At 61.9% G+C, this 19,760-nt stretch carries 22 protein-coding genes, 1 tRNA gene and 1 pseudogene; 15 read left to right on the forward strand and 9 right to left on the reverse strand.

What is annotated here, in order from left to right:
* Both ASD02_RS12535 and tdh read left to right on the forward strand, forming a co-directional pair.
* A partial coding sequence (locus ASD02_RS12535; protein ID WP_244494225.1) for a zinc-binding dehydrogenase occupies nt 1–591 on the forward strand: 591 nt, incomplete at both ends.
* A 1-nt stretch (nt 592) separates the two neighbouring features.
* Nucleotides 593–815 (forward strand): annotated as a pseudogene (gene tdh, locus ASD02_RS39745) (L-threonine 3-dehydrogenase); the annotation flags it as partial.
* 167 nt (nt 816–982) lie between these two features.
* Here the strand turns inward: tdh and ASD02_RS12540 are convergent.
* Entirely contained in the window at nt 983–1,441 is a 459-nt protein-coding gene (locus ASD02_RS12540; RefSeq protein ID WP_025427884.1) for a hypothetical protein, read from the reverse strand.
* A 320-nt stretch (nt 1,442–1,761) separates the two neighbouring features.
* Between ASD02_RS12540 and ASD02_RS12545 the strand changes: the two genes are divergently transcribed.
* From ASD02_RS12545 to ASD02_RS12555, 3 genes are all read left to right on the forward strand, one after another.
* Nucleotides 1,762–2,106: a GFA family protein gene (locus ASD02_RS12545; RefSeq protein WP_025427883.1), complete on the forward strand. Its 345-nt coding sequence runs from the start codon at nt 1,762–1,764 to the stop codon at nt 2,104–2,106.
* Between the two features lie 459 nt (nt 2,107–2,565).
* Nucleotides 2,566–4,623 carry an RNA polymerase sigma factor RpoD gene (rpoD, locus tag ASD02_RS12550; RefSeq protein ID WP_025427882.1) on the forward strand — a complete coding sequence of 686 codons (2,058 nt, stop codon included), beginning with the start codon at nt 2,566–2,568 and terminating at the stop codon, nt 4,621–4,623.
* Nucleotides 4,624–4,806: 183 nt separating this feature from the next.
* Nucleotides 4,807–5,100: a GYD domain-containing protein gene (locus ASD02_RS12555; RefSeq protein WP_025427881.1), complete on the forward strand. Its 294-nt coding sequence runs from the start codon at nt 4,807–4,809 to the stop codon at nt 5,098–5,100.
* 44 nt (nt 5,101–5,144) lie between these two features.
* On the opposite strand, the gene ASD02_RS12560 is transcribed toward ASD02_RS12555, so the two are convergent.
* Nucleotides 5,145–5,939, reverse strand: a complete 795-nt coding sequence (locus ASD02_RS12560) for a DUF2066 domain-containing protein (RefSeq protein ID WP_158268959.1) — start codon at nt 5,937–5,939, stop codon at nt 5,145–5,147.
* Nucleotides 5,940–5,973: 34 nt separating this feature from the next.
* A complete protein-coding gene (locus ASD02_RS12565) occupies nt 5,974–6,387 on the reverse strand; it encodes a lysozyme inhibitor LprI family protein (protein WP_025427879.1) in 414 nt (137 codons plus the stop codon).
* Nucleotides 6,388–6,621: 234 nt separating this feature from the next.
* On the opposite strand from ASD02_RS12565, the gene ASD02_RS12570 reads away from it, so the two are divergent.
* Nucleotides 6,622–7,191: a transglycosylase SLT domain-containing protein gene (locus tag ASD02_RS12570; RefSeq protein ID WP_025427878.1), complete on the forward strand. Its 570-nt coding sequence runs from the start codon at nt 6,622–6,624 to the stop codon at nt 7,189–7,191.
* Between the two features lie 26 nt (nt 7,192–7,217).
* On the opposite strand, the gene ASD02_RS12575 is transcribed toward ASD02_RS12570, so the two are convergent.
* Nucleotides 7,218–7,670, reverse strand: a complete 453-nt coding sequence (locus ASD02_RS12575) for a VOC family protein (protein WP_025427877.1) — start codon at nt 7,668–7,670, stop codon at nt 7,218–7,220.
* Nucleotides 7,671–7,897: 227 nt separating this feature from the next.
* Between ASD02_RS12575 and ASD02_RS12580 the strand changes: the two genes are divergently transcribed.
* The 4 genes from ASD02_RS12580 to ASD02_RS12595 all read left to right on the forward strand — a co-directional run bounded on the left by ASD02_RS12580 (nt 7,898) and on the right by ASD02_RS12595 (nt 10,180).
* Nucleotides 7,898–8,251: a DUF1428 family protein gene (locus tag ASD02_RS12580; protein WP_025427876.1), complete on the forward strand. Its 354-nt coding sequence runs from the start codon at nt 7,898–7,900 to the stop codon at nt 8,249–8,251.
* Nucleotides 8,252–8,452: 201 nt separating this feature from the next.
* A complete protein-coding gene (locus tag ASD02_RS12585) occupies nt 8,453–8,875 on the forward strand; it encodes a secondary thiamine-phosphate synthase enzyme YjbQ (RefSeq protein WP_025427875.1) in 423 nt (140 codons plus the stop codon).
* Nucleotides 8,876–9,039: 164 nt separating this feature from the next.
* Entirely contained in the window at nt 9,040–9,444 is a 405-nt protein-coding gene (locus ASD02_RS12590) for a ketosteroid isomerase-related protein (RefSeq protein WP_025427874.1), read from the forward strand.
* A gap of 337 nt (nt 9,445–9,781) precedes the next feature.
* Nucleotides 9,782–10,180, forward strand: coding sequence for a hypothetical protein (locus ASD02_RS12595; protein ID WP_025427873.1), 399 nt, complete (start codon nt 9,782–9,784; stop codon nt 10,178–10,180).
* A 386-nt stretch (nt 10,181–10,566) separates the two neighbouring features.
* Here the strand turns inward: ASD02_RS12595 and ASD02_RS12600 are convergent, their stop codons facing one another.
* Nucleotides 10,567–11,316, reverse strand: coding sequence for an SIMPL domain-containing protein (locus tag ASD02_RS12600; RefSeq protein ID WP_057210308.1), 750 nt, complete (start codon nt 11,314–11,316; stop codon nt 10,567–10,569).
* A gap of 161 nt (nt 11,317–11,477) precedes the next feature.
* Between ASD02_RS12600 and ASD02_RS12605 the strand changes: the two genes are divergently transcribed.
* The 3 genes from ASD02_RS12605 (at nt 11,478) to ASD02_RS12620 (ending at nt 14,167) form a co-directional block, all read left to right on the forward strand.
* Nucleotides 11,478–11,553, forward strand: a tRNA-Ile gene (locus ASD02_RS12605).
* 1,063 nt (nt 11,554–12,616) lie between these two features.
* Entirely contained in the window at nt 12,617–12,964 is a 348-nt protein-coding gene (locus ASD02_RS12615) for a hypothetical protein (protein ID WP_038576297.1), read from the forward strand.
* Nucleotides 12,965–13,144: 180 nt separating this feature from the next.
* Nucleotides 13,145–14,167: a glycosyl hydrolase gene (locus ASD02_RS12620; protein WP_051509175.1), complete on the forward strand. Its 1,023-nt coding sequence runs from the start codon at nt 13,145–13,147 to the stop codon at nt 14,165–14,167.
* A gap of 120 nt (nt 14,168–14,287) precedes the next feature.
* On the opposite strand, the gene ASD02_RS12625 is transcribed toward ASD02_RS12620, so the two are convergent.
* The 3 genes from ASD02_RS12625 to ASD02_RS12635 form a co-directional block, all read right to left on the reverse strand.
* Entirely contained in the window at nt 14,288–14,527 is a 240-nt protein-coding gene (locus ASD02_RS12625) for a DUF982 domain-containing protein (protein WP_025427868.1), read from the reverse strand.
* Nucleotides 14,528–14,825: 298 nt separating this feature from the next.
* Complete coding sequence (locus ASD02_RS12630; protein ID WP_057220742.1) at nt 14,826–15,536, reverse strand: GntR family transcriptional regulator; 711 nt, start codon at nt 15,534–15,536, stop codon at nt 14,826–14,828.
* A gap of 205 nt (nt 15,537–15,741) precedes the next feature.
* On the reverse strand, nt 15,742–16,536 hold the full coding sequence (locus ASD02_RS12635; RefSeq protein ID WP_025427866.1) for a DUF1194 domain-containing protein: 795 nt from the start codon (nt 16,534–16,536) through the stop codon (nt 15,742–15,744).
* A gap of 160 nt (nt 16,537–16,696) precedes the next feature.
* Between ASD02_RS12635 and ASD02_RS12640 the strand changes: the two genes are divergently transcribed.
* Both ASD02_RS12640 and ASD02_RS12645 read left to right on the forward strand, forming a co-directional pair.
* Entirely contained in the window at nt 16,697–18,007 is a 1,311-nt protein-coding gene (locus ASD02_RS12640) for a glucoamylase family protein (RefSeq protein ID WP_057220743.1), read from the forward strand.
* Entirely contained in the window at nt 18,004–18,867 is an 864-nt protein-coding gene (locus ASD02_RS12645; protein ID WP_025427864.1) for a (2Fe-2S)-binding protein, read from the forward strand. Before ASD02_RS12640 ends, ASD02_RS12645 begins: the two co-directional genes overlap by 4 nt.
* Before the next feature lie 75 nt (nt 18,868–18,942).
* Here the strand turns inward: ASD02_RS12645 and ASD02_RS12650 are convergent, their stop codons facing one another.
* On the reverse strand, nt 18,943–19,737 hold the full coding sequence (locus ASD02_RS12650; protein ID WP_025427863.1) for a CbtA family protein: 795 nt from the start codon (nt 19,735–19,737) through the stop codon (nt 18,943–18,945).
* Nucleotides 19,738–19,760 lie beyond the last annotated feature (23 nt).

The raw sequence follows: 19,760 nt of genomic DNA on the forward strand, positions 1-19,760 counted from the left end.
CGGCCACCTCTGCCGCAACACGCTCGGCGTCGGYGTCAACCGGCCGGGCTCGTTCGGCGAATTCGTCTGCCTGCCGGAATACAAYGTCGTGCCGATCCCSGAAGACGTTCCCGACGAGATCGCCGCGATCTTCGATCCCTTCGGCAATGCGGTGCACACCGCACTGTCGTTCGATCTGGTCGGCGAGGATGTGCTGGTGACCGGCGCCGGGCCGATCGGCATYATGGGGGCRCTGGTTGCCAAGCGCTCGGGCGCGCGCAAGGTGGTGATCACCGACATCAACCCGACGCGGCTGGAGCTTGCCCGCAAGGTCGGCATCGACCATGTCGTCGATGCGTCGAAGCAAAACCTCGCCGACGTGATGAAGGCGATCGGCATGACCGAGGGCTTCGATGTCGGGCTGGAAATGTCGGGGGCAGCACCCGCCTTCCGCGACATGATCGACAAGATGAACAATGGYGGCAAGATCGCCATTCTCGGCATTGCGCCGGCYGGATTCGAGATCGACTGGAACAAGGTGATCTTCAAGATGCTCAACCTCAAGGGCATCTACGGCCGCGAGATGTTCGAGACCTGGTACAAGATGATCGCNTGGATTCGAGATCGACTGGAACAAGGTGATCTTCAAGATGCTCAACCTCAAGGGCATCTACGGCCGCGAGATGTTCGAGACCTGGTACAAGATGATCGCCTTCGTCCAGGGCGGGCTCGACCTGTCACCGGTCATCACCCACCGCATCGGCATCGACGAGTTCCGCGACGGCTTCGAGGCCATGCGCTCCGGCAACTCCGGCAAGGTCGTCATGGACTGGTAAGCGGGACGCTTCGGCGCAGTGCCGGAAACCACCAGGCCGCGCGTTCCACGGATGCGCGGCTTTTTCGTCAGCGTTTCCCGTTTAGACGGAATCGCAGAAACGCTATATCTCTTTGTTTTTGCGCATTTCCTGACGGAAAACCGCTGCGCACTTCTCCTGGAAATGCTCTAGTTGGCAAGGCCGAACTGGATCTCGATCTCGTGGTAGCGGGCGCCCGGGCCGGCCCAGCGATGATAAATCTCGCGGCTCTCGCCGGAGAAATTGTGTCTGCTCATCTCGATCTTTTCCACCAGCGGCGCATAGCCCTGGGTGAAGAGGCTTCGCATCGGGCCTTGATGCAGGGTCGAGGCTACCATGATCGGCTCGAGCTCGATCATATCCAGCGCGCCGCGATAGCCCTCGCCACGCTCGACGGGTCGGCAGATGCGCCAGTCAAAGACGGTTCTGGCGTTCTTCGGCAGGTTCTGCGCGATGAAGATCCAAGGCCCTGCGGGCTTGCGCCCCGCCCGGCCGATCTCCGCCTCGATCAGCGGTGCCAGCTCGGCGGCTGCATGCCTGACGTCCGGGATTGTGATCCTGCGCGCAATGCTGATGACGCGCATGGCGTCGGTTTCCTTGATGTTCATTCTGGCCTCCGTTTCCTGCAGCGCCGCGCGTCTTTTCAGACGCGCAAAGGTCGCTGTAGCGCTTTGAATTGCCGCATGTTTTTGTCCATAAATCGGGTACGATTTAAGGAAACATGCAGTAGGGCGGAAGGTCTTTCGAGATCGGGTCGCGGGCAAGCGAAAAACCGGAATAATGTTGCGAACTCTAAGACGAAGTCCGCCGTTTCAGGAATTGTTTTGCGTCTTGTTGATCCGGCTTGTTCGTCGGCTGCGGTGCACTATCTTTGCCGACGCTGCCGATGTCTGCGATCAGCGGTTGAGACGATCAGAGGAGCCCGTGCATGCGCTATGAGGGAAGCTGTCATTGTGGAAAGATTGCCTTCGAAGTTGAGGGGAACTTCGCCGAGGCGATCGATTGCAATTGTTCGATGTGTCGCCGGCGTGGCGGATTGCTGGCCTTCGTTTCGCGCGACAGTCTGAGGCTGAAGACGCCGGAAGCTGATCTCTCGACCTATGAATTCAACAGGCATGTCATCAAGCATCATTTCTGCAACCATTGTGGCATCGCACCCTTCGGCGAAGGGGCCGGTCCGAACGGACCCATGGCGGCCGTCAACCTGCGCTGTCTGCCGGAGTTCGACATTGAGGCAGTGAAGATCGTCAAATATGACGGGCTTTCGGTGTGAGGGTGCCAACGCGTATAGTCATGGTTGCGCCGTTGGCCAAGGCACAACGGAGCCTTGCCGATAAGCGGTATCGACCCTTGTCTTTTGACGGGCAGCGCCTACATGTTCAGCGGACGCTGATAAACACCAAAAAACATGAACTGAGGCGATTTTTGCCGAATCGGGCGGTTTTTCAGCGGAAATGCTTGACGGGATCGAAAATTCTGGGAATCACCATTTCCAAGCAAGAAATGGCGAAATGACACGGCGGTTAGGATATCATGCCAGTAGTGCTTCAGTGGCAGGACTGTCGGAGCTTGCCCGCTTTGCCACGATCGCTATCGTGGTTAATCAGGAATTAAACATCATCCCGTTACGTCAGGGGAAATGATTCGGTGGCGGGTGCGCGGCGCACCCGGACCTTCGAGCGGCATTTGCACCGGGCTCACGCCGGTTGCGACAAGGAAAGCGACGAACTAAATGGCAACCAAAGTCAAAGAAAACGAAGAAGCTGACGTTGAACGCGAAGGCGCTCCGGACGGCCCGCTTCTCGATCTTTCCGATGACGCTGTCAAGAAGATGATCAAGGCCGCCAAGAAGCGCGGCTATGTGACGATGGACGAATTGAACTCCGTCCTGCCGTCCGAAGAAGTCACCTCCGAGCAGATCGAAGACACGATGGCGATGCTCTCCGACATGGGCATCAACGTCATCGAAGACGAGGAAGCTGAGGAAGCCGCCGGCGGCAGCAGCGACGACGAAAGCAGCGACGACGACAACGACGGCGAAGGCGGCGAACTGGCCCCTTCCGGCGGCACGGCGCTTGCGGCGACGAAGAAGAAAGAGCCGACCGACAGAACCGATGACCCGGTGCGCATGTATCTGCGCGAAATGGGTTCGGTAGAGCTTCTGTCGCGCGAGGGCGAAATCGCGATTGCCAAGCGCATCGAGGCTGGCCGCGAGACGATGATCGCTGGTCTCTGTGAGAGCCCGTTGACGTTCCAGGCGCTGATCATCTGGCGCGACGAACTCAACGAAGGCCAGACGCTGCTGCGCGAGATCATCGATCTCGAAACCACCTATTCCGGTCCCGAGGCAAAGGCTGCTCCGCAGTTCCAGAGCCCGGAAAAGATCGAGGCTGACCGCAAGGCTGCCGAGGAAAAGGAAAAGACCCGCAAGGTTCGCGCCGCCAACGACGACGACATCACCAATGTCGGCGGCGATGTCATGCCGAGCGAGGAGGAAGAGGAAGACGACGACGAGTCGAACCTCTCGCTCGCCGCCATGGAAGCGGAACTGCGCCCGCAGGTCATGGAAACCCTCGACATCATCGCCGAGACCTACAAGAAGCTGCGCAAGCTGCAGGACCAGCAGGTGGAAGCCCGCCTGGCTGCCACTGGCACGCTGTCGCCTGCCCAGGAGCGCCGCTACAAGGAGCTCAAGGACGAGCTGATCAAGGCGGTCAAGTCGCTGTCGCTCAACCAGAACCGCGTCGACAGCCTCGTCGAGCAGCTCTACGACATCTCCAAGCGCCTGATGCAGAACGAAGGCCGCCTGTTGCGCCTGGCCGAATCCTACGGCGTCAAGCGTGACTCGTTCCTCGAGCAGTATTCCGGCGCCGAACTCGACCCGAACTGGATGAAGTCGATCAGCAACCTGGCCGGCAAGGGCTGGAAGGAATTCGCCAAGAGCGAAAACCAGACGATCCGCGACATCCGCCAGGAGATCCAGAACCTTGCGACCGAAACCGGCATCTCGATCGCCGAATTCCGCCGCATCGTCTCGATGGTGCAGAAGGGCGAGCGCGAAGCGCGCATCGCCAAGAAGGAAATGGTCGAAGCGAACCTGCGCCTCGTCATCTCCATCGCCAAGAAGTACACCAACCGCGGCCTGCAGTTCCTCGATCTCATTCAGGAAGGCAACATCGGCCTGATGAAGGCGGTCGACAAGTTCGAATACCGTCGCGGTTACAAGTTCTCGACCTATGCGACCTGGTGGATCCGTCAGGCGATCACCCGTTCGATCGCCGACCAGGCCCGCACGATCCGCATTCCGGTGCACATGATCGAAACGATCAACAAGATCGTTCGCACGTCGCGCCAGATGCTGCATGAAATCGGTCGCGAACCGACGCCGGAAGAATTGGCCGAGAAGCTCGCCATGCCGCTCGAAAAGGTCCGCAAGGTCCTGAAGATCGCCAAGGAGCCGATCTCGCTCGAAACCCCGGTGGGCGACGAAGAGGATTCGCATCTCGGCGATTTCATCGAGGACAAGAATGCGCTGCTGCCGATCGATGCCGCCATCCAGGCGAACCTGCGCGAAACGACGACCCGCGTTCTTGCCTCGCTGACGCCGCGCGAAGAGCGCGTCCTGCGCATGCGCTTCGGCATCGGCATGAACACCGACCATACGCTCGAAGAAGTCGGCCAGCAGTTCTCGGTTACCCGCGAACGTATCCGTCAGATCGAGGCGAAGGCGCTGCGCAAGCTCAAGCATCCGAGCCGCTCGCGCAAGCTGCGCTCGTTCCTCGACAGCTAAGCGGTCGAAGGTCGAACCATCAAGAAGCCGGGCGCTCAGCCCGGCTTTTTTGTTGTTCCGATGCTTTCTTGTAGGTGTCTCCGCACAGGACTATACTTCCCCTTTCGGAGCAATTGGGGCACCCGGCTTGAAGCACGGGCAGTCGCACCGTGGGCGTGAAGCGTGCCCTCATGGAGGTGTGAAATGACCACTTATGTCGTGCTCCTCAACTGGACAGAGCAGGGCGTTAAGAACGTGCGCGAGTCTCCCAAGCGGCTCGACGCGGCCAAGAAGATGCTCGCCGACATGGGCGGCTCCTTCAAACATTTCTTTCTGACCATGGGCGAGTACGACATGGTGGCTATCTGCGAGGCGCCTGACGATGCGGTGGCGGCGCGCTTTGCCATGACGCTCGGCATGGGTGGCAATGTGCGCACGCGGACGCTCAAGGCCTTCCCGGAAGCCGCCTATCGCGAGTTGGTCGCGTCCCTGGGCTGAGATCAGCAGGCGCTGAGCGCAACAATCGGCAATACGATGCTTATCTACGGCGCGCCGTTGCCGGAGAGTATGCGCGCGGCGCCGCGCATGGCATCCCGAAAGGCCTCGTCGAAGCTGACGCCGCGGATCTGCCAGCGATACTCCCTGCCGTTTTCGGTGATGCGCCAGTCGGCGATCCAGCCGCGGGCGGCATCGGACCATACGAGGGTGCCGGCGAGGGGCACTTCCGCGCCGATATCCGTTGCGAGCTGTTTGAGCTCGGCCGGCCGCTGGCGCGATAGATGGACGAAATCAAGGTCTTTGCTTGTAAGCGTTGCAGCATCGGGCAGCCGCACCGAGAGCGCCAGCGGTACTGCCGCGACGGCAAGCGAATCCGCCATATACGGGCTCTCGCTGCCGTCGCGCGTCAGCACGAAGCGGCGCCTCTGATCGTGAACGGCAAGCAGCACGGCGATTGTCGGCCGCGGCGACAGCCACGGCTTGCGCCCGAGCTTTGCCAGGAGCGGATCGATGGTGGTGGGATCGAAACGGCAGGTAAGGTCATGCGGGCGGTCATGCGTTCCCTGCTCGTCATGAATCGGGACGCCTTCCAGCCGGTCGCGGTAGGAGAACGAGGCGACGAACTCTGCGGCTTGCACCTGCAGGGCGGCAAGTGCCGTGCTCCCCGTGAGCGTGAAATCGCCGGAGACCTTGACGAGAACCTCGCTCAGGCATTCGCGAAAGCCGATCTGCCGGTTCTGCTCGCCGGTGCCTGTGACGATCGCATCGCTGACATAGAGCGCCGTCCGGTCGGCGGCTTGCGCGCCGGTCCACAACAGCCCGATGATCGCTGCGGTCATCACAAGCGTTTTGGCTAGCCTGCCCATCAGCCCGTCAGTTTACCGGCGGCAGCGGGCAGCTGAGGTCGCCTTCCTGACAGCTGAGATAGCCCTTGAAATCCTTGACGCGGTTCTGGGTCAGGTTATCGCGGCACAGAAGGACGATCATCGGATAGGCGGTGCCGCCCGTAACCCCGGCGGCGGAAAAATCGCATTCGGCATCACGGAAGGCGATCCATGCCTTTTGTGCGGCAATGAGCAGCTTGGTGGTGTCCTGGTCGTCCTTCAGGCGCGCCTCGATCTGCTTGTAGAGGGTGTTGAGTTCGGTGTCGGAGGCCTTGAGGGATTTATCAGCGCATTCGTTCATCGTCGCCTGGTCGCTGGCATTGGCGCAATCGTCGGCCCATGCGGCGGGTGCAAGGCCCACCAGTCCGACAAGGGTTGCAAACATCAAAGCAGGAAACCGCATGTCTTCGCTCTCCTCGTTTCGCGCCTGCCGCCGTCGACGCGCGCTCGCATGATCTTCGGAAACCTGCGGACGCGCAAAGGACGCCGTAGCACTTTGAACCTGCTGCATAATTTATCCTTAAATCGGATCCGACTTCAGGACGTATGCGGTAGCCCCGCAATCAATCGTATTCGATTCAAAACCGATCCTTAACGTTTACGTTTTATCAATCTCTCGGAAACGAGAGGTTCGAAGATGCGTTGCGTTTTTGTCGTCGTCCTCCTGTTGCTGGCCGGTTGCGCAACGGTGCCGAGAGACACCCGGAACGCGTGCGCGGTTTTCGAGCAGCGAGATGGCCTTTTCAACAATTGGCGCCGCGCCGCCTATCAGGCGGAGCGCGAATATGGCGTGCCCGTTCCGGTGCTGATGGCGACGATCTATACGGAATCCGGCTTCCGCCATAATGCCAAGCCGCCGCGCACAAAACTCTTCGGCTTCATTCCCTGGACGCGCGTTTCATCGGCCTATGGCTATTCGCAGGCGCTCGACGGCACCTGGGCGCGCTACCAGAGCGAAACCGGCCGCTGGACGGCGCGGCGTTCGGATTTCGGCGACGCCATCCGCTTCATTGCCTGGTATCACCGCGAAAGCAGCCAGAAGAACGGCATCGCGCTCAACGACGCCTATCGGCTCTACATCGCCTATTATCACGGGCATGCCGGTTATGCCCGCGGCAACTGGAGCGACACGGCCAAGACCGGCGCCAAACGCGCCTCTGGCATGGCCTCGCTCTATAGCCGCCAACTCAACGGTTGCGGAAGCTGATGTCATATCAGCAGCTGGCATAGGGCTCAGCCGGCGGCGGCCTTTTCAAGCCCGGCGACGTCGATCTTGACCATGCCCATCATCGCCTGCTGGGCGCGGCCGGCGCGGGCCGGATCAGGATCGCTCAGGTGCTGCATCAGCGCATCCGGTATGATCTGCCAGGCAAGGCCGAAGCGGTCCTTCAGCCAGCCGCAGTGCTGCGGCGTGCCGCCGTCGAGCAGGCGCTCCCAATAATAGTCGACCTCCGCCTGATCGGCACAGCGCACGAAGAACGAGACGGCTTCGGAAAACTTGAAATGCGGCCCGCCGTTGAGCCCCATGAACGCCTGTCCCTCAAGCTCGAACGAGGCGGTGAACGCCTTACCGTCAGGCCCTTTCTTGACGTCGGTGACGCGGGAATTGCGGAAGATGGAGGTATAGAACTGGATGGCGTCTTCGAGCTGGTTGTCGAACCAGAGAAAGGGCGTGATCTTCTGCATGACTGTTGCTCCCTTGGGCGGTGGTCTTCCCAAGGACGAACGAAAAGCGGATGTGCCGACAGGCGACCCGGATTTTTTCTCAAAGCCTTGAGTGGCCGCAACAGGCCGGCCGGCAAAGGCGGCGAGGGCACCCAAGCATTCATCATCTGAAAAAATCGCTGGTTTTGTCGGAACCTTTCCATCCCGTTCGTCCTTTGTTGGTCGAAGCAACCGAGGAGGATATCGACATGAGTTACGTGGATGGTTTCATCGTTGCCGTGCCCAAGGGCAATATCGAGGCCTACAAGGACATGGCGCGGCAGGCGGGCGATGTGTGGATGGAGCATGGCGCACTCTCCTATGCCGAATGCCTCGGCGACGACGTGCCCTATGGCGAGGTGACGTCCTTTCCCCGCGCCGTGCAGGCCAAGGACGACGAGACCGTGGTCTTTTCCTGGATCGTCTACAAGTCGCGCGCCGACCGTGACGCGATCGTTGCCAAGGTGATGGCGGATCCGCGGCTGCAAGGCGATGCCTGGAAGGATGTGTTCGATGGCAAGCGCATGATCTATGGCGGATTCGAGGCTTTTCTCGAGAAATAGACTTGGCGGGAGGCCTACAGCGCCGCGCGTCTTATTAAACGCGCAAAGGTCGCTGTAGCCCTTTGAATTGCTGCATGTTTTATCCTTAAATCGAATAGGATTTAAGGAGACCTGCAGTGGGCTTGACTTGGCAGCGGCTTTTGCCAAACCCGTTCAGGTGGCGGCGCGCTTGCCGCCGCCAGCCGAGGAGAACCAACGCCGATGCCGCAGACCACGATCGTCATTTCCACCCGCGGCCAGGGGCTCTACGAGTTCACCGACGAGGCGGCAGACTTCGTCAGCGCCAACGGCGCGGGCGAGGGGCTTTTGACCCTGTTCGTCCGCCACACCTCCTGCTCGCTGTTGATCCAGGAAAACGCCGATCCCGACGTGAAGCGGGACCTCCGCGAGTTCTTCGCCCGGCTGGTGCCGCCATCCTCCGATCCGTCGATGCGCTGGGTGGTGCACACGCAGGAGGGGCCAGACGATATGCCCGCTCACATCAAGGCGGCGCTGACGCAGGTGTCGATCGGCGTGCCCGTCAATGCGGGCCGCATGGCGCTCGGCACCTGGCAGGGGCTCTATCTCTTCGAACACCGCGACCGGCCGCACCGCCGCGAGATCGTGCTGCATCTGGGGCCATGACATCTGCCGATTGACCGCGGCAACGTCTTGAAGGGGACTGTCACCCCTCCATATTGGTTAGGGAACGGGGTGCGAACGAAATTTGCCGGCGCGTTCGTTCGATCGTCGTTTCCTCGTCTGCCGTCCGAAAGGCATGGCCATACGCAATCAGCATCGAGGTAGATATGACCGACGCGCAGACCATTGCCAGCCGCTTCATCGAGGCGCTCAACGACCGCGATTTCCACGCCTTGGCGCGGCTTGTCGACGAGGACGTGGCGCTTGATTCGCTGACCGGCCAGCGCACCGTCGGCGTCGAGCCGCTGCGGGCAAGCATCATGACCTATCTCCGGCATTTCGACGAAACCTATGGCGACATCGTGCTGATGCGCGACAATTTCGGCCAGCGGATTGCCGCCGATGTGACGGCGCGCGGCACCTATCGTGAGACGCTGGAGGGCTTTCCCGCCGCATCCGGCCAAACCTATTCGATCCCCACCGTCTTCGTATTCGAGATCGAGGACCAGTCGATCACCCGGCTCAGCCATTATCGCAACATGCGGGCTTTCGAAGCCGAACTTGCCGGCTGATCGGCAGCGACGCATCACGGCCGCCTCAAGGAAATCGTGGCGATCTTTTTATGCCGCCCGTCGCGCGCGGTATCGCAATCCTGCGTGCCGGGGATTCCATTAATCAACTGATATTTCTAGCGAAAATCCGGTTCTGGTGCGGCAGCACCGCGCCGTTGCGGCTCGCTTAAAAGTCGAACGAATCTTTGTCTCCCGCCGGTTTTCGTCAGGTGCCCGCAATCTGAACCCCGCATGAATGTGCAGTTCCGCTAGCGTTCAGTTTGGCGCCGCTATTGTCCGATCAATCGCTTGGGACGGTGATTGCAGATTGAACCCTTCAAGCCCTCGGAGAAAGACCATGAAGAATACCCTCATCAACGCAGCCGCCGCCGTCGTCATCGGTTTGACCGGCCTCGTGGGCGCCGCTTCCACCGCTTCCGCAGAAACCGTCGAATTCGGCTTCGGCTCGGGCGGTGGCGTCCAGGTCCAGTATCGCGACTACGACGGTGGTTATGGTGACGAGCGCGACTGGGGTCGCGAGCGCCGCGGTCCGGACCGTGGCTGGGATGGCGGTGGCCGCCGTAGCCGTTGCGCCCCCTGGATGGCCGTCGACAAGGCCCGTGACCATGGCCTGCGCCGCGCCCATGTCGCCGATGTCTCGCACCGCCGCGTCGTCGTCGAAGGCAGCCGCCGCGGCTATCGCCAGACGATCGCGTTCGCCAACGTTCGCGGCTGCCCCTTTATCGGCCGCTGGTAATCCAAGCCTTTTCCGTCCTGTCTCCCCCGGCCGGCGGAAATGCGCCCCCTCACGCCCCAGGCGTGAGGGGTTTTTCTTTGTCTGAGACACATCGCAGAAGAGCAGGGCTGGGCCGCACGCCACAAGTCTCTGGTCCACCTGGCGCTGTTGCGAAGCCGCGACCCACTTTGCGTTGTTTGGCGGGAGGGCTGCCTCAGTGGCCGGGCAAAGCGTGGCTCTGCCAATCAAAGCGCGCAGCAATTCCAAGTGCTACAGCGACTTTGCGCGTCTGATACGACGCGCGGCGCTGTCGTGCGTGGGACCGTAAGCGAAGCGTCGTACCGAGCCAACTGCAGGCCCGCAAAACCCGCCCGCACTTTCCGGGGGACGGGCCTCAGCGGTCGGTCTTACTGCTTGATCGCGAAGGTGACGTTGACGGTCACGTTGTAGCTGTTTTCGCCCGTTGCCATCGGCACGGAGTCGGCTGCGTATTCCTTGGCCATGCCGGCGCGCATCATCGGCACCGGCTCCGGGCGGAAGCCCTGTTCGGTGATCTCGACGATGTTGCCGAGCGAGACGCCGGCAGCTTCGGCCAGAACCTTGGCCTTCTCGATGGCGTCGGCAACGGCTGCCTTGCGCGCTTCGGTGATGGTGCCTTCCGGCTTGTCGTTGGTGAACTGGATGCCGCCGCCCTGGTTGACGCCCAATGTCACCGATTTGTCGACGATGTCACCGAGCTTGGCGAGGTCGCGCACGCGCACGCTGACGCCGTTGGCCACCTGGTAGCCGATCAGCTCCGGCGGGCGGTTGCCGCCGTCATTGTTGGGCGGGTAGTTGTATTGCGGGTTGACCGAAAAGCCGCTCGTCTGCAGGTCGCGCTCGGCAATGCCGCCGTCCTTCAGCGCAGCCAGAACCTCGGCCATCGTCTTGTTGTTGGCGTCGAGCGCCTCGCGGGCGGTCTTGGCGTCCTTGACGACGCTCAGCTGCAGGATGGCCATGTCAGGCGCGATCGATGAGCGGCCTTCGCCGGCCACGGTGATGATCGCTTCGCGCTTTTTGGCGGGATCTTGCGCGTGCGCGCCGGCAGCGGCAATACCCGCAAAGGCGGCGGCCAAGGCAGCAATGGAAAGCGTGCGGGCAGTGCGTGTGGAAGTCATGGTTCGTGTCTCTCCGGTTGTTTCTGTCCCTGCTGCTTTCATGCTTAGCGATTGTGTGGGCATTGCGGCAATGACTTGTCGTCAAAAAGGTTTTCGGCTAGAGCCATTGCCGATCACGAACTGCCATTGGTTCGCTGAGTCCCGGATCTTTGATCCGGCGTGGGCCTGTAGCTCAATGGTTAGAGCCGGCGGCTCATAACCGCTTGGTTGGGGGTTCGAGTCCCTCCGGGCCCACCATTGTAACCTACCGGCGAATGTTTGCGAGATCTGCGTCTCAAGCCTGTTAAATCATTGCGTTCGATGAAGCGTAAAGCGGGCGTGAGGTCTCTATCCTCGTGCAACGCGTAGGATGTGAGCGGAAATCCTGTAAAATGCTAACAACACGCGCTTGATTGCTGAAGCTATATGCAAGGCAGACGTGAAACGCCTAAAAATTGCAATGGCCGACAAAGCGAGCCTGATAAGGACGTCTCTCATGAAAGGCTCGCGCCGGCCCGGGACCTCGCGCCCACCAGGGTTCTTTCCGCGACCTAAAAATGGCTCAACAGCAGTCGCGCTGGAGAACCGCGCTCCTGGCTGCTCTACGGTTAGATACTTCTCATCTGTGAGATAACCGCCGAGCGGTCAAAAAAATGCCCGCCGGAGCGGGCAGTTTTGGAGTGGGCGCATACGCTCAAACATGTTGCGCCTGGAAGCCAAGGTGCGTCACAGAGGTCAACACTGTGTAAACAGCCGGCAGCCAGAAATGAGGGGGACTTTGGTCGGGCCCGGTTTTGCGCCGAGCGTCCCGCGGACGAACGGCTGTTGCGGCTTGACAGGTGATCGGCGCGCATGGCGGCGATGGCGGCTGGTGCGGCAGGCGCTGCGAAGGGAAGGAAGACAGGCGCGCAACTGGCGCATGGTCGACGTCGGTGTGCGGTTGAAATCGGTGCGCGTGGGTTGGCGGCCCGGCCTGATGATCTCACAGCGTTTCTTTGTTGCGGCCACGTATCGCGCCTTGGCTGGGCGGCGGCTGGCGAGGCGAAGGCCCGTGCCTGCCGCGCCGATTTCGGTCGTCCGTACGTGTGAAAAGACATCGCTAAGAAAGAAACTCTTAATTTTAGCTGTCAATAATAAGAAGTGGGGGTTGAACTTCTTGGGTGATTCCCGCTACTGCATGTTTCCTTAAATCCTATTCGATTTAAGGATCAAAACATGCAGCCATTCAAAGTGCTGCAGCGACCTTTGCGCGTCTAACAAGACGCGCGGCGCTGTAGGGAAGTTGCCAAGCGGCGCTGGCCGCTTCTTCGAAAGGATGCTTATGCGAAGCCTAACCGCCTTGGGCGGCGCACGCCGCACCACCGTTTCGGGTTTCAAGTATCTCGTACCTGCCTCGCTTCTCGGTCTTCTGCTTGTCTCATCCGGCTGTTCGTCGGCGAGTATGGCTGAAAGCCCGCTGTTTGCGTCTGCCGGCTCCAAGGCAGCCGTAAGCGCACCGAGCGCGGGCGCGAAGCAGGGCAAGCTGATCAAGGTTGCGGAAGAGGACGATATCGTCGAGCCGCTGCCGGCAAGACGGCGCGTTTCCGCCTATCTCGGCCGCGCGCCCTATATCTGCTCGCCGAGCGGTTTCGGCCATACGTCGCGCTGCTTCCTCAGAAGCTCGCTGTAAAGCCATTCCCATAGGGCGGAGCGCCACAGCACCCCGTTTCATTCCGAGTGCCGTTAGACCGTTTCCGCGTTGGATGCACGAACGGAAATACTCAAGCTCCTTGTGTTCCAGGCAACTCCGGGCGGAACCTTCCCGGGCTTTTCCTGGAAATGCTCAAAGTCCTCCTGCCGGAGACAGCTCTTGTCGATTGCGATGTTCAGATCGGTGTTTTTGGCCGGCCTCATGGCGCTTCTGCCGGTGGCGGGTGCCTCGCGGGTTGCGGCTGCCGATCTCGGCGGCACGGTCGATCGCGTGCTGACGACGGGCTCGATCAGCTCGGCGGCGCGGTCTGCCGGCACGCCCGGCGGCGAGGTCGCGATCGGCGTCTACGATCCGCATGACGCGGTCACGGGCAGCGCTGCGCTCACGATCGAGCATGTCTTCATCTATTGGCAGGCGCTCGACAAGGCGATGCTGAAGCGCAAGATCGCCATTGCCGAGGGCCAAGGGCGGGCGCTGATGATCTCCGTCGAGCCCTATACCCATGCGAGCAACTGGCGGGCGGGCGGCGAGCGGCTGTTTGCCGATATCGGCCGCGGTCGTTTCGACCGCGAGATCGGCGATATCTGCCGGCGTGCCGGCGCGGTTGCAGCGCCGGTCTACATGCGCTGGGGCCACGAGATGGAGGACCCTGACGGCCGCTATCCCTGGGCGCGGCGCGACATGGACGGCTATAAGAAGGCGTTTCGCTATTTCGTTAGAAGCTGCCGGGAGCTGGCGCCTGACGCTCGCTTCGTCTGGTCGCCCAAGGGCCATCGCAACCTTGCCGGCTACTATCCCGGCGACGATGTCGTCGATGCCATCGGCATTCCCGTGTGGGGTCTGCAGAAGATGGATGTGGACTATTGGGGGCGGGAGCGCAGCTTCGGCGAGACGCTTGGCGAAAAATACCGCCGCGTCGAAGGCTTTGGAAAGCCTGTGATGATTGCCGAGCTTGGGGTTGCCGGTTCAGCGGATTACAAGCGCGCCTGGTACGCAGAAATCTTCGATCGCAGGACTTATCGCGCGCGTTTCCCGCTGTTGACGGCCGTGGTGTTCTTCAACGACAGGGAGCCTTACAAGTGGCCGCTTGGCTATGGCTCGCCGGACTGGCGGCTGGACAAGGCCGCGCTGGCAGCACTTGTTTCCGACAAGGTCGAAATCGTCGGCCGGCCGACGCAATAGCGGCTGATGCATGTCGCGCAAAAGTGTGCAGCGGTTTTGCGAAAACGGCATGCGGTTTAAGAGCGGTGGACGCACCGGCCGTTCAGCCGGTGCGTGAATGTCGGAAAACTGGAGTTTTTCTCAGGCAAGCAGAAGGCCCGATTCACGGGCGGCCGCGGTGAAGCATTGGCTTGCCCTGTTGACGCTGGTCAGCCCGTCAAGCGCATCCAGGCAGCGCTGAAGGGCGGCACGATATTCCCGTCCACGTCTGCCCGGCCATTGCCGCAGCAGTTCGAGCGCCTCCCAGACCGTCCTGACGACGGTCTGCCGCTTGGACGACAGTTTCAGGTGGATCGGCGTTGCGAAGGTTTTTTCGCTCATCTTGCATTCCTCGTTCATAGTCTTTTGAGCGCGAGGCCAACGCCGGGGAGCGCCAATGGTTCCCTCCGCGGCTGCACTTTTTTAACCATGACGATGCCGACCCGATGTGTTCGGCCAGATGGGGGGCCGTCGGAAGCCCTGGAAGACAAGGCTTTCGGACGAGAGCCGGCACGCTTTCGCCGTGACAATTTTTGCGAAAGATTTTTTCGAATGATGGAGGCGTGGGGAGCGGCGAGGGGCCTGCGGCCGGGTGCAGGCCGTCTCCCTGAAACCGTTCAAGCGTTTTGGCTGTCAGCGATCAGAGATCGAGCGCGGCCCTGAGGTCGGTCGGCTTGCGCTCCCTGAGGTCGAGATCGGCCTCGATGTGATCGATATGGCGGATCATCAGCGCACAGGCGGTGTCGATGTCGCCGGTTTCGATCGCAGTCAGGATGTCGCCATGCTCGTCGTGGCCACAGGTCGAGACGCTCGATTGTCCATAAAGCGCGATGACGAGCGAGGAGCGCGCCACCAGCTCATCCATGAAGCGCCTGAGAATGACATTGCCGCTGAGATCGGCGAGCGCCAGGTGGAAATCACCCGAGGCCTTGATCTCGGCGCGGCGCGCCGACCGGCCGCGCTGTGCGGTCAGTTGATGTTCGGCGGCAAGCAGGCGGCGCAGCTCATCGATATCAGCCGCGCCAATGCGCGGCGCGGCGGCGCGCACGAGGCCCGGCTCGATCAGTCGGCGGGTCGCAAAAATCTGGCGGGCTTCATCCGGCGAGGGATGGGCGACGAAGGCGCCGCGGTTCTTCTCGACAATGACCAGCCCCTCATAGGCGAGCGACTGCAGCGCGGCGCGCACCAGCGTACGGCTGACGTTGAACAGATCGCCGACATCGCTTTCGGACAGCTTGGTTCCGGGCGCAAGCCGTCGTTCGACGATCGCATCGCGCAGCTTGTCGCGAATCTGTCGGGTGCTGGTGTCGGTGGACGCGTCGGCCGCCGCAGGATGGGTGGTCAGGGACATGAAGGAAATCGATCCACGATTGAACGCGGCATCTTATCGACGCGCGCGCCCTACAGCGCCGCGCGTCTTATTAGACGCGCAAATGTCGCTGTAGCACTTTGAATGGCTGCCTGTTTTTATCCTTAAATCGAATAGGATTTAAGGAAACATGCAGTAAGGAAACGACAATCTGGCATGGCAAAGCGTCGTTGCCAATGTGGGCCGACTACTTGTCAAGTTCGGGATAGACGCGGTCGATGAAGCCTGGCCGGAGCTTCTCGCCGATCAGGCAGTCGGGCGCGGGCAAGGCATCGACGAGGCGCACACGCGGCGGTGGCGGCAGGCCGCTGACCTCCAGGATCAGCTTCTGGCGGATGGCGATGGCGAAATCTTCCGGCTCATGCACCGGCAGCACGAAGGAGCCCGGGCCGCCGACGACGCACTCGGCATAATACTGGTCGAGCGGCCCGGTCGAGACGGACGGTCTAATCAGGATCGCCAGGCCATTGATGATGATGCCGCGGGCAATGGCGATGTCGCGGGCGGGAATGACCGGTGGGCCGATATTGTTGGGTCCGTCGCCAGACACGTCGATGATGCGGCGCATGCCGGCAAAGGCGTTGGAGTCGATCAGCGCTGTGCCGTAAGTGAGCGCGTTGGAGATCGAGGTGCCGCGGCGGGTGCCGACGGGGCGGGCCTCGATCAGCGCGGCAAAGGCGTCCGCTTCGGCGGCGTTGGAGATCACCTGCCAGGCAACGACGGAGGATTCGTTGACGGTGCCGGCCCATTCGAAATAGCCAAGGGCGATCCGGCCATAGCGACCGCTCGTTACCGCATTGAGGAAGTCGGAATGGCGCAGCGCCTGCACGTAGCCGGCGCGCTGGACGCGGGCTTCGTCCAGATCCATCGAGCCGGACATGTCGACGGCCAGCACCAGTTCGACATCGACGTCGGTGTGCGCGGCGGTCGATTGGGTCGGGCCACCAGTCAGGGAAAGGATCAACGCCAGCATGGTTAACATCGCTTCAACCCGTCATTGCGAGCCGCGTCATCTCAGGAAATGTAGCACAGGATTGGCTTATCGCGACTGTTTGGGGTTGGCTGACCTTCAATAAAAGGTGATATCGACAGGGTTTACTGCCGATCGATACCGTGCCGACGGGCCTGCATGAGCTGAGGATATGCTTCAACAGACACGGAATACGGAGCGTTTTCAGGTCGATAGGCTGCAGTCCGCCGCTTTCGACTATTTCCTGCGCTATAGCGATGCCGGCACCGGGCTTGTCGCCGATACGTCGCTTCCCGACGCGCCCTCAAGCATCGCTGCCACCGGTTTCGGGCTTTCCTGCTACCCTGTTGGCGTCGAGCGCGGCTGGATCGGGCGCGGCGAAGCGGCCGGCCGGGTGCTGATGACCCTGCGGTTTCTGGCGCAAAGCCGGCAGGGGAGCGATGCGCTCGCCACCGGTTATCGCGGCTTCTACTATCACTTTCTCCACATGAAGACCGGCGAGCGGGTGTGGCAGTGCGAGCTTTCCACCATCGATACCGCGCTGCTGATTGCCGGCGTTTTGACCGCAGGCGCCTATTTCTCCGGCGACAGTGCGGGGGAGCGGGAAATCCGCGCGCTTGCGGATAAGCTCTATGCCCGGGTGGATTGGCGCTGGGCGCTCGGCCGTGGCGAGATACTGACGATGGGCTGGCGACCGCCCGGGCGGTTTCTTAAGTATCGATGGCAGGGCTACAGCGAGGCACTGCTGCTCTACGTGCTCGCGCTCGGCGCGCCGCACCATGCAATCGGCCCGGAGCACTACCGCGAATTCACGGCCGCCTATGCGTGGACCACGGTCGACGGTGCGCCGCATCTGCAGGCCGCGCCTTTGTTCGTCCATCTCTTTCCGCAAGCCTGGATGGACCTTCGCGGCATTGGCGATGCGCCGATGCGTGACGAGGCGACTGATTATTTCGACAATACCTGCCGGGCGATCGCGCTGCAGCGAGCCCATGCCGAGCGCAATCCCGGCGATTTCGCCGGTTACGGCGGGGATATGTGGGGCCTCAGCGCCTGCGGTGGACCGGCGGGGCGGCAGCGGCTTGTCGATGGGCGTTGGCAGCGGATGCTCGGCTATGCGGCGCGCGGCGCGCCCGGTGGTCCTGACGATGGCACGCTGGCACCTTGGGCACCGGTTGCCTGTCTGCCTTTCGCTGCCGATGCGTCGCAGTCGGCACTCGCCGAGCTCGAGAACTGTTACCCGGACATTCTGTGCGAGAGCCGGTTTCCCGGCGGGTTCAATCCGAGCCTGCCCGGTGTGGGCCCGGAGGGTTGGGTCGACGACCGCGTGGTCGGGCTTGACCAGGGGCTTGTCGTGATGATGATCGAGAATGCCAGAAACGGTTTCGTCTGGGAGCTGACGCGCAGCATTCCGGCCATACGGCGCGGATTGCAGCGGGCGGATTTTCGCGGCGGCTGGCTTGAGACCAGGGAGACGGCATGAGCTTGGGCCACGAGCGGCAGGACGAGCGCCCGGCGGAGGACGAGGCGGACGCGGCGTTGCGCCAGAGCGCCCTTGGCGTTCTCGCGCACCTGCAGTCGTCTTTCCCCGAAGTGGGCTTTTCGCTCGGGGCCGCCGGCGACGTATTTCTTCCCGAGGCGCGGTTCTGGGTGGAGGAGGGCGTCGGGCTTGAAGACAGCCTTGCCTATCAGGATCGCTTTGCCGAGGGCATGGACGACAAGATCCGCGCCGCCCATCTGATTGCCTTTTACAGCAACCAGCTCACGCTCGCGCTTGGCGGCCTCTATCTCGGTGGGGGCATCGTGGCAGCCGTTCGCGGCCTTCGCTTCGAAGAATTTTCGCGGGCCTATGGCGAACGGCTTGTCGCGGCCAAGCGGTTTCATTTCAGCCTTGCCTTGCCCGCAGCCGGGGATCATGCCCCGGCGACTGCGGACGTCTTCGGCGAAACCTTCGCTGCGCATCTGGCGCCGATCGTCGTCATGTTGAAGCGTCGCACCGGCCTGTCCTCGGGCGCGCAATGGCGGCTTGCGGCGGATTCGCTTGCCGGTGGGTTCCTGGAGATCGGCCGCGTCCTCGGCGACGAGGAGACCGCGATGGCGAGGGCGCTGGCGATCGTCAAGCGCGCGGGTACGTCGCTATTTTCCGACAAGCTCCGTTACGAGGACATCGTGATCGAGATCGGCGGCAATCATGCGCTGTCGCGCACCTATCGCCTGCGCGGCGGCTGCTGTCTCTATTATCGAACGGAAGGTGGCAGCTTCTGCGACAGTTGCGTGATGCTGGCGCCGGACGACCGCCGCGCGCGGTTGCAGGCGCATCTGCTGGCATTGCAGGCGCGCTGAGACATCTCGACGACAAAGCCCCTGATATCGGCGATATCAGGGGCTCCGGGTTGATGGCGAAATCTGGCCGGTCTGTTACGCCTTGGCGAAACGATCGTTGATGAAGCCCGACACGACGCCGAGAACAATCCAGAACGCGAGCGTGGTGGCAAGGGCTGCCACGGCGAATTCAGCGCCGAGCACGGCCGGCACATTGCTGGAGATGTCCGACGGTTGCGGCGCGCCATAGACATGCGGTGCCGCGATCAGCACGAGGCCGATGATCTTGGCGGCGATCTCTTGCCGCAAGACCAGCAGATAGAGACCGGCGGCAGACAACAGCACGGTTGCACCCCACCAGACCTGGCGGTCGCCGAGTTCCGCGGCCGGGAAGCCCGGCAGTTCCGGCGGCAGACCGATTGCCGGCAGCATGTGCACGGCAAGCCAGCCGCAGGCGCCCCAGAGCGCGCCGTTCCTGAGCGTGATCGGGTAGCCGATGACGAGGCTGACGCCGGCGAGCAGCAGCGCGAAGCCGGAGCCGGTCACCAGATTGGCGATCAGCGTGCCGGAAAAGCGGCTCATGCCGAACATGATGCCGCCTTCCTCGTGTTCGCCCTCATGGGCGTAGGCAGGCGTGATCGGCGACAGGGCGTCAAGCAAAGCGCCAATCGGCGAAACCGCCTTCAGCGACGAATGCTGGTCGTGGTTTGCTGCGGCCGGATCGGCCGTTCCCGGCTGAACGGCTGGTTGTTCGCCGGCGGCCGGTGCCTCGCCTTCGAATTCTTCCGCGTGCAGGATCAGCGGTACGACGCGTAGTTCCTGGGCGCCGGTCATGAAGACACCGGCAATCAATCCAGCCACGATCGCGGCCAGAAGCGTTCTGACAATCATTTTCGATATCCCTCGATATCGGC

This window comes from Ensifer sp. Root1252, assembly GCF_001425885.1.
Lineage (GTDB): Bacteria > Pseudomonadota > Alphaproteobacteria > Rhizobiales > Rhizobiaceae > Ensifer > Ensifer canadensis.